The organism is Nigerium massiliense (genome assembly GCF_000826085.1).
GTDB lineage: Bacteria > Actinomycetota > Actinomycetes > Propionibacteriales > Propionibacteriaceae > Propioniciclava > Propioniciclava massiliense.
The window spans coordinates 978,364-991,359 of sequence record NZ_CCYM01000003.1 but is presented as its reverse complement, the minus strand read 5'-3'; the positions used below and the strand labels follow the sequence as shown (position 1 = coordinate 991,359).

Sequence of the window (12,996 nt, the reverse complement as noted above, 5' to 3'; positions counted from 1 at the left end):
ATGGCTGACGGACTGAAGAAGGCCGCCGTGTGGCTCGGCCTGATGTCGGACACCGCCTACTCGGCGGACGAGGACACCAACGAGCGCACCGAGCGCGTCGAGTCCAGCACGCCGGACTCGTCCAGCCCGCGCGAAGGCCGGTCGGCGACCGCGGCGACGGTGGCGGACGAGCCCAGCGCCAGCATCACCGCTCTCGAGACGCGCCGCCCCTCGGCCGCCCCGACGAGCGTCCCGCAGCCGGCGCCGAAGGCTCCCGAGCGACAGAGCCAGCCGCAGGCCGCCGACCTCAGCCGCATCATCACCGTGCATCCGCGCACCTACAACGAGGCCCGCACCATCGGCGAGCACTTCCGCGACGGCGTCCCGGTGATCATGAACCTGTCCGAGATGGAGGACAGCGACGCCAAGCGCCTCGTCGATTTCTCCGCTGGCCTGATCTTCGGGCTGCGCGGCGCGATCGAGCGCATCACCAGCAAGGTCTTCCTCCTCTCGCCGAACAACGTCCACGTCACGGCGGAGGACAAAGAGCGCATCGCCGGCGGCTTCTTCAACCAGAGCTAGACCGCCCCGCCACTACGCTGCATCCACATCGACGCGCCGGTCGGCCGTCCCAGCAACACGATTCATGAGGTAAGCCATGACCCTGACCATCGAGCAGGTGCAGAACTCCAAGTTCCACCTGGCCCGCCGCGGCGGCTACGAGCCCGTCGACGTCGACAACTTCGTCGATCGCGTCGAGGAGACGTTGATCCAGCTGCACGACGAGAACGAGACGCTGAAGAAGCAGGTCGAGACGCTCCGTTCCGGCGGGGTCTCCGGCGACCCCGCGTCCGGGGACGCCGCCTCCGGCGACGAGGACCTGCGCGCGCAGCTCGCCGAGCGTGACGCCGAGATCGAGCGCCTGCGCGCCCAGCTGGAGCAGGCGACCTCCGGCGACCTGCAGCCGGTCGAGGCCTCTCCCGCCGCCACCACCGCCGAGGGCGAGGGCCGCGTCGAGCGCATCGTCGTCACGGCCGCGAGCGACGCCGCTCCGGCCGTCACGAAGCTCGTCCAGATGGCGACCGAGCAGGCCGACACGCTGGTCGGCGACGCGCGCGAGGAGGCGTCCCGCATCGTGCAGGAGGCCCAGCAGAACCGCGACCGCATGGAGACCGAGGCGAACGAGCAGGCGGCGCGCGTCACCGGCGACGCCCAGCGTCGCGCCGACGATCTCGACCAGGAGACCACCAAGCGCCGCGACGAGTTGTTCGGCACCCTCGAGTCCGAGCGCAGCGAGCTCACGGGCCGCATCGCTGCGCTGCGCGCGTTCGAACAGGACTTCCGCCTGCGGTTCGCCGATCAGCTGCAGGGCCACATCGACAACCTGCGCAACGGGGTCATCGAGCCCGTCGAGAAGCCCGATCTGGTCGACGAAGAGGCTCCGGAGTCGCGGACACCTCGTCTCGACGCGCTGCTCGCGCGGGAGAGCAAGCCCGCCGAATAGGCACTGACAAGGCCGGTTGCCCGCGGGCAGCCGGCTTTTGCCGTGGTTGGCATCGAATCGCTCGACGGCTGGTATGGTCTGCGCTCTAACCCCACCGCGGTAAGGACGATCAATGGCCAAGTCAGACGCCAGCAAGCGCGAGAAATTCCCCGTCGCCGCCGACGAGGATCCGTGGACCGACGACGAGCTCGCCGAGGTCCGCGAAGAGCTCGAGTCCGACGTGGCCCGCATGCAGCGCGCGATCGACACCGCTGAGCAGGGCCTGGAGCGTCTGTTCGACGACGGCACCGAGGGCGCGGGCCGCGACCCGGCCGACATGGGGTCCACGAACTTCGAGCGCGACCAGGAGATGTCGCTGGTCGCGAACGCCCGGGACATGTTCGAGCAGGCTCAGTTGGCGCTGCGTCGTTTCGACTCGGGCGACTATGGTTACTGCGAGTCGTGCGGCGAGCCGATCGGCAAGGATCGGTTGCAGGTGTTCCCGCGCGCGACGATGTGCCTGGCCTGCAAGCAGCGGGAGGAACGGCGATAAGCGCCTCGGAGAAGTCGACGGCCGCGACGGCGGCAGCGAGCCCCCCGGCCATCCGGTCGCGGGTGCTCATCGTCGTCATCGCCGTCGCCGGCTACCTCGCCGACCTCGGGACGAAGACCCTCGCGCTGGCCACCCTCGACCCGAACGATCCGCCTGTACTGCTGGGCGGGCTGCTGACGCTGCAGCTGATCTCGAACCCGGGCGCGGCGTTCAGCATGGGGGAGAGCTTCACGGTCGTCCTCACGATCGTCGCCCTCGCGGCGCTGGTGCTGGTCAGTGTGTGGCTGGCCCCGCGGGTGCGCACCCGCGGCTGGGGCTGTGCGGTAGGCCTGCTGCTCGCCGGCATCGCGGGCAACCTCACCGACCGGCTGTTCCGGCCACCGGCCCCCTTCCACGGCCACGTGATCGACTTCCTGCAACTGCCGCACTTCGCGATCTTCAACGTCGCCGACATGTGCATCACGGCCGCGGCCGTCCTGATCGTCTGGCTCAGCGTCGTCAAGCAGGTCGGCCCGGACGGCTCCAGCATGGAGGGGGAGGGCGCGTGAGCGTCCACCTCGTCCCCGACGGCCTGGCGGGCGACAGGGTGGACGCCGCGGCGGCCAGGATGACCGGGGTGAGCCGCAGTCGGCTGGCCGAGCTGATCGAGGCGGGCGCCGTCCGGATCAACGGACGCGCCGTGGGCAAGTCGGAGCGGGTCTCGGCGGGCGACATGCTCGAGGTCGACCTGCCGGAGCCGAAGGTGGCCCAGGTCGTGCCCCGCGAGGTCGAGGGCATGCGCATCGTCCACGACGACGCCGACATCGTGGTGGTCGACAAGCCCGCCGGCGTCGCCGCGCACCCCTCCCTGGGCTGGGACGGCCCCGACGTGCTCGGTCATTTGGCGGCCGCGGGGTTCCGGATCTCGACGTCGGGGGCGCCCGAGCGGCGCGGCATCGTGCAGCGGCTGGACGTGGGGACGTCCGGGCTGATGGTCGTCGCGAAGAGCGAGGCCGCCTACACGGTGCTCAAGCGGGCGTTCCGCGACCGGACGGTCGGCAAGGTGTACCACACCCTCGTCCAGGGCCACCCGGACCCCTTCTCGGGCACCATCGACGCCCCCATCGGACGCCACCCGGGCGCCGACTGGAAGATGGCGATCGTCGACGGCGGGCGGGCGTCCGTCACCCACTACGAGACGCTCGAGGCGCTGCGGTCCACGACGCTGCTCGAGGTGCACCTGGAGACCGGGCGCACCCACCAGATCCGCGTCCACATGCAGGCGATCCGGCACCCCGTGGTCGGCGACCCGACCTATGGGCCGAACCCGCGGCTGGCCGCCGAACTCGGCCTGATCCGGCAGTGGCTGCACGCGGTGGAGCTGTCGTTCACCCACCCGACATCGGGCGAACCGGTGACGTTCACGTCCGGCTACCCCGACGACCTGGCGCACGCCCTCGAGATCGTGAGAGCCCTGTAACAATCACCGGACAACCCCGGGCCACGAGGTGCCGAGAGAGGGCCCGAATCGCTAGGGTCGGGTCGTGCCTAACGTTCGCAAAGCCAAAATCGTCTGCACTCTCGGCCCCGCCACGGAGACGTCCGAAACCATCGAGGCGTTGGTCCGCGCGGGGATGAACGTCGCGCGGCTCAACATGAGCCACGGCAACTACGACGACCATCTTGATCGCCTGACGAAGGTGCGGGACGCCGCCAGCGCGGTGGGCCGCCCGGTGGGCATCTTCGCCGACCTCCAGGGCCCGAAGATCCGGCTCGGTACCTTCGCGGACGGGCCGCAGGAGCTCGCCCCCGGCGACCGGTTCACGATCACGACCCGTGACGTGCCCGGCACGAAGGACATCTGTTCCACCACCCTCCACACCCTCACCAACGACGTCACCCCGGGCGAGCCCATCCTCATCAACGACGGCGCGATCGCGCTGCGCGCGATCGAGGTCACCGACACCGACGTCGTCACCGAGGTCCTCGTCGGCGGCACCGTCAGCGACCACAAGGGCATCAACCTGCCCGGCGTCGCCGTCAGCGTCCCGGCGCTGACCGAGAAGGACAAGGAGGACCTGCGCTGGGCCCTGCGGCACGGCGTGGACATGATCGCCCTGTCGTTCGTCCGCTCGCCCGCCGACATCGACGACGTCCACGCGATCATGGACGAGGAGGGCCGCCGCGTCCCTGTCATCGCCAAGATCGAGAAGCCGCAGGCCGTCGACTCGCTCGACGAGGTCCTGGACGCCTTCGACGCCTTCATGGTCGCCCGCGGCGACCTGGGCGTGGAGCTTCCGCTCGAGGACGTCCCGGCGGTGCAGAAGCGCATCATCGCGGGCGCGCGTCGCATGGCCAAGCCGGTCATCGTCGCGACGCAGATGCTCGAGTCGATGATCTCGGCCCCGCGCCCGACGCGCGCCGAGGCGTCCGATGTCGCGAACGCGGTGTTGGACGGCGCCGACGCCGTGATGCTGTCGGGCGAGACGGCGGTCGGCCGGTGGCCCATCGAGACCGTCGAGACGATGTCGCGCATCATCAACACGATCGAAGAGGTCAGCACCCGCGACATCTCGCACATCGACTGGAACCCGCATACCACGTCCGGCATCATCGCGAAGGCCGCCGTCGAGGTCGCCGAGCGCGTCGGGGCGAAGTACCTGGTGGCGTTCACCAAGTCCGGCGACACGGCCCTGCGCCTGACGCGGCTGCGGTCGGCCATCCAGGTCTGCGCGTTCAGCCCCAGCCCCGAGACCAGCCAGTGGATGACGCTGGCCTGGGGCGTGAAGGCGTGGACGACGCCGGAGTTCAACACCATCGACGCCATGGTCGAGTCGGTGCAGGAGACCCTGGTGCAGGAGGAGATGGTCAGCACGGGCGACAAGGTCGTCATCGTGGCCGGCAACCCGAAGCACAGCGCCGGCAAGACCAACTCGCTGCGGGTGGCGCAGATCTCCTGACCTCCGCGAGACGGCCGAAGGGGTGGGGACGCGCACCGCGTCCCCACCCCTTCTTTCGCCGGATCGTCGGCGAGTGCCGTACCGGGAAGGGGAGTCGAACCCCTAAGGCCTTGCAGCCAGACGGGTTTGAGCCGTCCGCGTCTACCATTCCGCCACCCCGGCAGGAGGCAACATTCTGCCACAATAGCCCGCGGACCTCCGCATCGAGGGGTCGCGCCGTACGCTCGAGGCACGGAGTCGCCAACTAAGCTGTGAGCGACACCGAAGCCGTAGGAAGAGGTCAATCCGTGAGTTCCGAAGAAAAGCCCGAGGCCGCCGCCCGTCGCCGTGTGCTGGTGGCCGAGGACGAGGCGCTGATCCGCCTCGACCTGATCGAACTCCTCGCCGGCGAGGGTTACGACGTGGTGGGCGAGGCCGGCGACGGTGAGGAGGCTCTCGCGCTGGCGCGTGAGCTGAAGCCCGACCTGGTCGTCATGGACGTCAAGATGCCGAAGATGGACGGCATCACCGCCGCCAAGGAGATCGCCAACGACCGCATCGCTCCCGTCGTGATGCTGACGGCGTTCAGCCAGCGCGAACTGGTTGACCGGGCGCGCGAGGCCGGCGCGATGGCGTACGTCGTCAAGCCGTTCGACAGCTCCGACGTCGTGCCGGCGATCGAGCTGGCGATGGCCCGTTACGCCGAGATCCGCGCTGTCGAGGAGGAGGTGCTCGACCTCAACGAGCGCCTCGAGTCGCGCAAGGCCGTCGACCACGCGAAGGGCCTGCTGATGGAGGGGCTGGGGCTCAGCGAGCCCGAGGCCTTCCGCTGGATCCAGAAGACCGCCATGGACCTGCGCAAGTCGATGCGCGAGGTCGCCGAGAGCGTCATCGACCACACGAAGCTGGAGTCGAAGCCCAAGAAGAAGTCCCGGGCCAAGGACGTCGACGACGAGGCCTAGGTCCTAAGACGTTGCCCCCTGGTCGCGCGGTCCCTTCGGGCGGCGCAGGGCGCAAGTGAGACGGGCGGTGCACAGGCGCTGCCCGTCTTCGTCGGTGATGACGACGTCGTAGGTGGCCAGCGTCCCCCCGACGAACAGCGCGGTCGCGGTGCCGTACACGCGCCCGGATCGCACGGCGCGGTGATGGGTGGCGTTGATGTCGACGCCGAACACAACCCCGCGGGGCCCGACCTCGGCCGCCGCGGCGAGCGAGCCCAGGGTCTCTGCCAGAACGCAGGACGCCCCACCGTGCCAATAGCCGAACGGTTGGGTGTTGCCTTCGACGGGCAGGTTTCCGCACGCGCGCCGCGGGGTCACCTCGGTCAGTTCGAGGCCCATCTTGTCGTCCAGGGCGCTGGACAGCGGGCCCATCCACTCAGGTAGCTCGGTCACAGCACCCAGACTAGAGTCGCCGTGTGACAGCGACGCAGAACGAGACCAGCACGCCCCGCCTCCTGCTCATCGACGGGCACTCGGTGGCGTACCGGGCGTTCTTCGCGCTCCCCGTGGAGAACTTCTCCACGAGCACGGGCCAGCACACGAACGCGGTCTACGGCTTCACGTCGATGCTCATCAACGTGCTGCGCGACGAGCAGCCCACGCACCTCGCGGTGGCGTTCGACGTCTCACGGCAGACGTTCCGCGCCGAGAGCTACGCGGCGTACAAGGCGAACCGCGCGGCGTCCCCGGACGAGTTCCGCGGCCAGGTGGATCTGATCAAGGAAGTGCTGGACGCCCTCAACATCGTCCACCTGGAGCTCGACGGCTTCGAGGCTGACGACATCATCGCGACGCTGTCGCGGCAGGCCGGCGCGGCGAACTGGTCGACCCTGATCTGCACCGGCGATCGCGACTCCCTGCAGCTCGTCGACGACAACACGACGGTGCTGTACCCGCGCAAGGGTGTCTCCGACCTCATGCGGCTGACCCCCGAGGCGGTGGAGGAGAAGTACCTGGTGCCGCCGAAGCGCTACCCCGAGTTGGCCGCGCTGGTGGGGGAGACGTCGGACAACCTGCCTGGCGTCCCGGGCGTGGGGCCGAAGACGGCGGCCAAGTGGTTGGCGAACTATGACGGCCTCGAGAACGTGGTGCGGCACGCCGACGAGATCAAGGGCAAGGTCGGCGACTCGCTGCGCGCCCACCTCCACGACGTGACCCGCAACCGCGAACTCAACGCGCTGGTCGGCGACCTGGCGCTGCCGGTCGGGCTCGGGGACCTGGAGCGCCGCGACTGGAACCGGGAGGCCGTCCACACGCTGTTCGACAGCCTCGAGTTCCGCGTGCTGCGCGACCGGCTGCTGGAGACCCTGCCCGAGAGCGAGGAGGAGCCCAGCGGCGGCTTCGACCTGCACGGCGCCGTGCTCGCGCCCGGCGATCTGGCCGGCTGGCTGGACGCCCACGGTGCCGGCACAGTCGCGCTGTACCCGCAGGGCACGTGGCGGGCCGGATCGGGCGACCTGACCGGGCTCGCGCTGGCGGCCGACGACCACGCCGCCGCCTGGCTGGACGTGACGACGATCACGCCCGCGGACGACGCCGCGCTGGCCGCTTGGCTGGCGGACCCGGCGCGCCCGAAGGTCATGCATGACGCGAAGGGCCCGCTTCTGGCGATCTGGGCGCGCGGCTGGGATCTGCAGGGCCTGGTCAGCGACACGCAGCTGGCCGCCTACCTGCTGCGTCCCGACCAGCGGGTCTTCGACCTGGCCGATCTCTCGCTGCGTCACCTCAAGCGCGAGCTCGCGGTGGACGGCTCCGACGGCGCGGCGGACGACGGCCAGCTGGCGCTCGACTTCGCCGACGACAACGCCGGCGCCGACGCCATGGTGCGGGCGGCGGCGGTCCACGAGCTCGCCGGGGTGCTGGACTCCGAGCTCGCCGAGCACGGCGGGACGCCGCTGCTGCAGGAGGTGGAACTGCCCCTGTCGCGGACGCTCGCGACGATGGAGCGGCTCGGCGTCGCGGTGGACGCCGACCAGCTCGACTCGCTGTACTCCGAGTTCGACGCCGAGGTGCGCCAGGCCGAGGCCGACGCCTTCGAGGTGCTCGGCAAGCCGATCAACCTGGGCTCGCCGAAGCAGCTGCAGGCCGTCCTGTTCGACGAGCTCGGCATGCCGAAGACCCGCCGGACCCGCACGGGCTACACCACCGACGCGGACGCCCTGGCCGGGCTGTACGCCAAGACCGAGCACCCGTTCCTGGCGCACCTGCTGCGGCACCGCGACCAGATCCGGCTGCGCCAGACCGTCGAGGGGCTGCAGAAGTCCATCGCGGACGACGGCCGCATCCACACCACGTACAGCCAGACGATCGCCGCGACCGGACGCCTGTCGTCGACCGACCCGAACCTGCAGAACATCCCGATCCGCACCGAGGCCGGCCGCCGCATCCGTGAGGCGTTCGTGGTGGGGGCCGGGTTCGACGACCTGATGAGCGCCGACTACAGCCAGATCGAGATGCGCATCATGGCGCACGTCTCCGAGGACGCGGCTCTCATCGAGGCGTTCAACTCGGGCGCCGACTTCCACTCCGCGACGGCGGCGAGCGTCTTCGGCGTCGACCCGGCCGAGGTGTCGGGGGAGCAGCGCGCGAAGATCAAGGCGATGAACTACGGCTTGGCCTACGGGCTGTCGGCGTTCGGGTTGTCGGGGCAGCTGCGCATCTCCACCGCGGAGGCGCGCGGGCTGATGGACGAGTACTTCCAGCGGTTCGGCCACGTCCGCGACTACCTGAGCGAGGTCGTCGACCGGGCCCGGCGCACCGGCTACACCGAAACCCTGCTCGGCCGTCGGCGCTACCTGCCCGACCTGACGTCGTCCAACCGGCAGCGCCGCGAGATGGCCGAGCGGATGGCGCTCAACGCCCCGATCCAAGGGTCGGCGGCCGACATCATCAAGGTCGCGATGCTCGACGTCGAGGCCGCGCTGGCCCAGGAGGGGCTGGCCTCCAGGATGCTGCTGCAGGTGCACGACGAGCTCGTCTTCGAGATCGCGCCCGGCGAGCGGGAGGCGCTGGAGACGCTGGTGCGCGACCGCATGGGCCACGCGATGGACCTGGCCGTCCCGCTGGACGTCTCCGTCGGCGTGGGACGGTCCTGGCACGACGCGGCGCACTGAGCGGGAACGCGCGCGGAGCCGGACACACGACGGCCCCGGACGCGACCGCGCGCGTCCGGGGCCGGTTGCCGGGACTTAGTGCAGGGTGGCGAGCACCGCGGTGCGCTCGGCGCCGTCTTCGGTCCAGGTGCCGGTGAGGTTCCCGACGACCCGGGTGGGCAGCGCGTGCTCGTCGTCCAGGACGCGCGCGAGCCGCGCGGTGCCGCTGGAGTTCGCCACCGGCTCGGCGCCGGAGCCGCGCACGGACATGTCCTCTTCGCCGCTGGACATCGCGGCCTGGTTGTCGCCCTCGCGGATCACGCGGATGAGCTCCTCGACGTAGACGGGGTCGCCCGTCGCGTCGTAAACCCAGCGCTTGCCGAGGAGCGAATGGTCCATGGTGCCCAGCAGGTACTCGTCGGCGCCGTCGAGGGCCTCGCCGCGGTACGTGAGCGGGACCTGGTAGGTGACGCCGCCCGAGTGCAGCAGAAGCGTCTCGATACCGACCTCGCCGTCGGGATCGACGAAGCGGCAGTGCGCGACCTGGGTCACGTCGCCGGTGTCCCCGGCGAACCAGGACTGGTTGGGAAGCCACGCCTTGACGACGTCCAGCTTGCTGGGGGTGATGACTGCTTCGGGGTGCACATCGGCGGTGCCGCTCATCGCTCGCTCCTTGCTCTGGTTGGTATCGACCTGGGTCCACGCTAGCCCAGCAGCCGGGCCCCTGGGATGCGCGTCGACAACCCGGGGAATGTTCTAAGCGGCGTCGACGTTGTTCGATGAACATCCTGCAAACGAGAGGCACAGGGGTATGTCCGCGTTCTGGCGTCGACTCGAGGTCGACTTCTGCCGCGACCGCAGCGCGAGCTGTCGGTCCTGATCGTCCTGCGCAACCCCATCCACCCCAGGCTCTCGAAAGGTCCTGATCCTTCATGTCCACCTCTTCTGCCGCGCCCGCGACGAAGGACGCATCCTCGTCGCGGCGGCGCACCGTCCCCTTCTGGGCCCAGGTGCTGATCGGCCTGGCCGTCGGCATCGTCCTCGGCGCCCTCGCCCGCGCCTACTCCCTCGATTGGCTCACCACCACGCTGTCGACCATCGGGACGATCTTCGTCCAGTTGCTGCGCGTGATCGTCGTGCCGCTCGTCCTGACCGCGCTCATCGTCTCCATCACCCAGCTGCGGCAGGTGACGAACGCCGCGCGGCTGGCCGTCCAAACGCTGATCTGGTTCGCCATCACGGCGGCCATCTCGGTGGCGATCGGCATCGCGCTCGGACTGCTGACCAACCCCGGCGCCAGCGCGACCATCGGCACCGCCGGCGCGCACGCGGTCGACACCCAGGGCACGTGGCTCGACTTCCTGAAGTCGCTGGTGCCGAGCAACTTCCTCGGCCTCGGCGTCACCACCACCCTCGAGGACGGCGCGGTGTCGTCCACCGTGAACTTCAACGTCCTGCAGCTGGTCGTCCTCGGCATCGCCCTGGGCGCCGGTGCGCTCGCCGTCGGCGACCCCGCCAAGCCGTTCATCGACGTCGCCCGGTCGGTGCTCGAGGTGCTGCAGAAGCTCGTGTGGTGGGTCATCCTGCTGGCCCCGTACGGCTCGGCCGCGCTGATCGGCCGCGCCGTGGCCACCTACGGCTGGGACCTCGTCGCGCCCCTCGGCGTGTTCACCGTCGACGTCTACGTCGGCTGCGCGCTGGTGATGTTCGGGCTCTACCCGCTGCTGCTCAAGCTCAACGGGTTGTCGGTGCGGCGGTTCTTCGCCGGCGCCTGGGAGGCCATCACGTTCGCGTTCGTCTCCCGCTCTTCCGTCGGCAGCATCCCGATCACGCAGCGCGCGGTGACGCAGAAGCTCGGCGTGCAGTCCGAGTACGCGTCGTTCGTCGTCCCGCTGGGCGCCACCACCAAGATGGACGGCTGCGCCGCCATCTATCCGGCGCTGGCCGCGATCACCGTGGCGCAGCTGTTCGGCATCCAGCTGACCCTCGTGCACTACCTGCTGATCGCCTTCGTCGCGGTCGTGGGGTCGGCGGCCACCGCCGGGCTGACCGGCGCCATCGTCATGTTGACCCTGACGCTGTCGACGCTGGGCCTGCCGCTGGAGGGCGTCGGCCTGCTGCTCGCCATCGACCCGATCATCGACATGGCCCGCACGGCGACCAACGTCGCCGGCCAGGCGCTCATCCCGACGATCGTCGCCAAGCACAACGGCATCCTCGACGAGGACGTCTACAACGGCGTCGCACCGGCCTTGGCCGGTCGCGAGGCGGTCGCCGCGCAGGCGTGAGGCGACCGACGGGCCGTCCCCTGAGCCGGGGGCGGCCCGTCGTCGTCCCTTTTGACCCGCACCGGGCGCGCGGATAGGCTTGTTGTTCGGTGAGGTTTGTCTTCTGCCGGACGGAGTGCACGAAGACGCGCCGGATCTCGCCGGAACAAACGAAACCTACTATTCACTTCGGAGCCCTACTACATGACCTCCTCTCCTGAGGCCGCTCAGGTCGCGGTCGACGACATCGGATCGGCGGAGGATTTCGCCGCAGCCGTCGACTCCACAATCAAGTACTTCAACGACGGTGACATCGTCACCGGCACCGTCGTCAAGGTCGACCGGGACGAAGTCCTGCTCGACATCGGTTACAAGACCGAAGGTGTCATCCCTTCCAAGGAACTCTCCATCAAGCATGACGTCGACCCGTTCGACGTCGTCGAGGTGGGCGATGTCATCGAGGCCCTCGTCCAGACCAAGGAAGACAAGGAAGGGCGCCTGATCCTGTCCAAGAAGCGGGCTCAGTACGAGCGCGCCTGGGGCACGATCGAGAAGATCAAGGAAGAGGACGGCGTGGTCACCGGCCGCGTCATCGAGGTGGTCAAGGGTGGTCTGATCGTCGACATCGGCCTGCGAGGCTTCCTGCCCGCGTCCCTGGTCGAGATGCGCCGCGTCCGCGACCTGCAGCCCTACGTGGGCCAGGAGCTCGAGGCGAAGATCATCGAACTCGACAAGAACCGCAACAACGTGGTGCTGTCGCGCCGCGCGTGGCTCGAGCAGACGCAGTCCGAGGTGCGTCACACGTTCCTCAACCAGCTGCAGAAGGGCCAGATCCGCAAGGGTGTCGTGTCCTCCATCGTCAACTTCGGCGCGTTCGTCGACCTCGGCGGTGTGGACGGCCTCGTGCACGTCTCGGAGCTGTCCTGGAAGCACATCGACCACCCGTCCGAGGTCGTCGAGGTCGGCCAGGAGGTCACCGTCGAGGTGCTCGACGTCGACATGGATCGCGAGCGCGTCTCGCTGTCGCTCAAGGCGACCCAGGAAGATCCGTGGCAGACCTTCGCCCGCACCCACCAGATCGGGCAGATCGTCCCGGGTAAGGTCACCAAGCTCGTCCCGTTCGGCGCGTTCGTGCGCGTCGAGGAGGGTATCGAGGGCCTGGTGCACGTCTCCGAGCTGGCCGAGCGCCACGTGGAGATCCCCGAGCAGGTCGTCAGCGTCAACGACGAGGTCATGGTCAAGATCATCGACATCGACCTCGAGCGTCGCCGCATCTCGCTGTCGCTGAAGCAGGCGAACGAGGGCGTGGACGTCGCCGCGGACGACTTCGATCCGTCGCTGTACGGCATGACCGCCAACTACGACGAGCAGGGCAACTACATCTACCCCGAGGGTTTCGATCCCGACACCCAGGAGTGGAAGCCCGGCTACGAGGAGCAGCAGCGGGCGTGGGAGCAGCAGTACGCCGAGGCTCAGGCGCGCTGGGAGGCCCACAAGCGTCAGGTCGAGGAGGCCGAGGCGGCCGACCACAACGCGGTCGAGCAGCAGGCCAAGGCGTCGACGTACTCCGCGGGCGGCTCGAGCGACTCCGCGGCCCCGGAGGGCTCGCTGGCGTCCGACGAGGCCCTGCAGGCCCTGCGCGAGAAGCTGACCGGCGGCGCCCACTGATCGGGTAGCTCGCTGACAACGCGGAACGGCGTCCC

Annotated in this window: 12 protein-coding genes and 1 tRNA gene; 10 read left to right on the top strand and 3 right to left on the bottom strand. The window is 69.5% G+C overall.

Going from position 1 to position 12,996, the window contains the following annotated elements:
• The 6 genes from BN1187_RS11050 to pyk all read left to right on the top strand — a co-directional run bounded on the left by BN1187_RS11050 (position 1) and on the right by pyk (position 4,954).
• Positions 1-561, top strand: a complete 561-nt coding sequence (locus BN1187_RS11050; RefSeq protein ID WP_040161709.1) for a cell division protein SepF — start codon at positions 1-3, stop codon at positions 559-561.
• 76 nt (positions 562-637) lie between these two features.
• The gene (locus tag BN1187_RS11045; RefSeq protein ID WP_040161706.1) at positions 638-1,483 is read left to right on the top strand and encodes a DivIVA domain-containing protein; all 846 of its coding nucleotides are present in this window, start codon (positions 638-640) and stop codon (positions 1,481-1,483) included.
• A 112-nt stretch (positions 1,484-1,595) separates the two neighbouring features.
• Positions 1,596-2,015, top strand: coding sequence for a TraR/DksA family transcriptional regulator (locus BN1187_RS11040; protein ID WP_040161701.1), 420 nt, complete (start codon positions 1,596-1,598; stop codon positions 2,013-2,015).
• Between the two features lie 50 nt (positions 2,016-2,065).
• Positions 2,066-2,563: a signal peptidase II gene (locus BN1187_RS11035; protein ID WP_052462780.1), complete on the top strand. Its 498-nt coding sequence runs from the start codon at positions 2,066-2,068 to the stop codon at positions 2,561-2,563.
• On the top strand, positions 2,560-3,474 hold the full coding sequence (locus BN1187_RS11030; RefSeq protein ID WP_040161699.1) for an RluA family pseudouridine synthase: 915 nt from the start codon (positions 2,560-2,562) through the stop codon (positions 3,472-3,474). The genes BN1187_RS11035 and BN1187_RS11030 overlap by 4 nt, the downstream gene beginning before the upstream one ends.
• Positions 3,475-3,538: 64 nt before the next feature.
• Positions 3,539-4,954 carry a pyruvate kinase gene (gene pyk / locus BN1187_RS11025; RefSeq protein WP_040161696.1) on the top strand — a complete coding sequence of 472 codons (1,416 nt, stop codon included), beginning with the start codon at positions 3,539-3,541 and terminating at the stop codon, positions 4,952-4,954.
• A 79-nt stretch (positions 4,955-5,033) separates the two neighbouring features.
• Here pyk and BN1187_RS11020 read toward each other — a convergent pair.
• A tRNA-Leu gene (locus BN1187_RS11020) sits at positions 5,034-5,116 on the bottom strand.
• A gap of 125 nt (positions 5,117-5,241) precedes the next feature.
• On the opposite strand from BN1187_RS11020, the gene BN1187_RS11015 reads away from it, so the two are divergent.
• Positions 5,242-5,895: an ANTAR domain-containing response regulator gene (locus tag BN1187_RS11015; RefSeq protein WP_040161692.1), complete on the top strand. Its 654-nt coding sequence runs from the start codon at positions 5,242-5,244 to the stop codon at positions 5,893-5,895.
• A gap of 3 nt (positions 5,896-5,898) precedes the next feature.
• Here BN1187_RS11015 and BN1187_RS11010 read toward each other — a convergent pair whose 3' ends face one another.
• Positions 5,899-6,327: a PaaI family thioesterase gene (locus BN1187_RS11010; protein WP_235750660.1), complete on the bottom strand. Its 429-nt coding sequence runs from the start codon at positions 6,325-6,327 to the stop codon at positions 5,899-5,901.
• A gap of 23 nt (positions 6,328-6,350) precedes the next feature.
• Here BN1187_RS11010 and polA point away from each other — a divergent pair, with 23 nt between their 5' ends.
• Positions 6,351-9,047: a DNA polymerase I gene (gene polA / locus BN1187_RS11005; RefSeq protein WP_040161684.1), complete on the top strand. Its 2,697-nt coding sequence runs from the start codon at positions 6,351-6,353 to the stop codon at positions 9,045-9,047.
• Between the two features lie 75 nt (positions 9,048-9,122).
• Here the strand turns inward: polA and BN1187_RS11000 are convergent, their stop codons facing one another.
• Positions 9,123-9,689 (bottom strand): CG0192-related protein, encoded by a 567-nt coding sequence (locus BN1187_RS11000; protein ID WP_040161681.1) that lies wholly within the window; start codon positions 9,687-9,689, stop codon positions 9,123-9,125.
• A gap of 269 nt (positions 9,690-9,958) precedes the next feature.
• Between BN1187_RS11000 and BN1187_RS10995 the strand changes: the two genes are divergently transcribed.
• A complete protein-coding gene (locus BN1187_RS10995) occupies positions 9,959-11,314 on the top strand; it encodes a dicarboxylate/amino acid:cation symporter (protein ID WP_040161678.1) in 1,356 nt (451 codons plus the stop codon).
• Positions 11,315-11,497: 183 nt separating this feature from the next.
• Positions 11,498-12,961 (top strand): 30S ribosomal protein S1, encoded by a 1,464-nt coding sequence (gene rpsA / locus BN1187_RS10990; RefSeq protein WP_040161675.1) that lies wholly within the window; start codon positions 11,498-11,500, stop codon positions 12,959-12,961.
• Positions 12,962-12,996 lie beyond the last annotated feature (35 nt).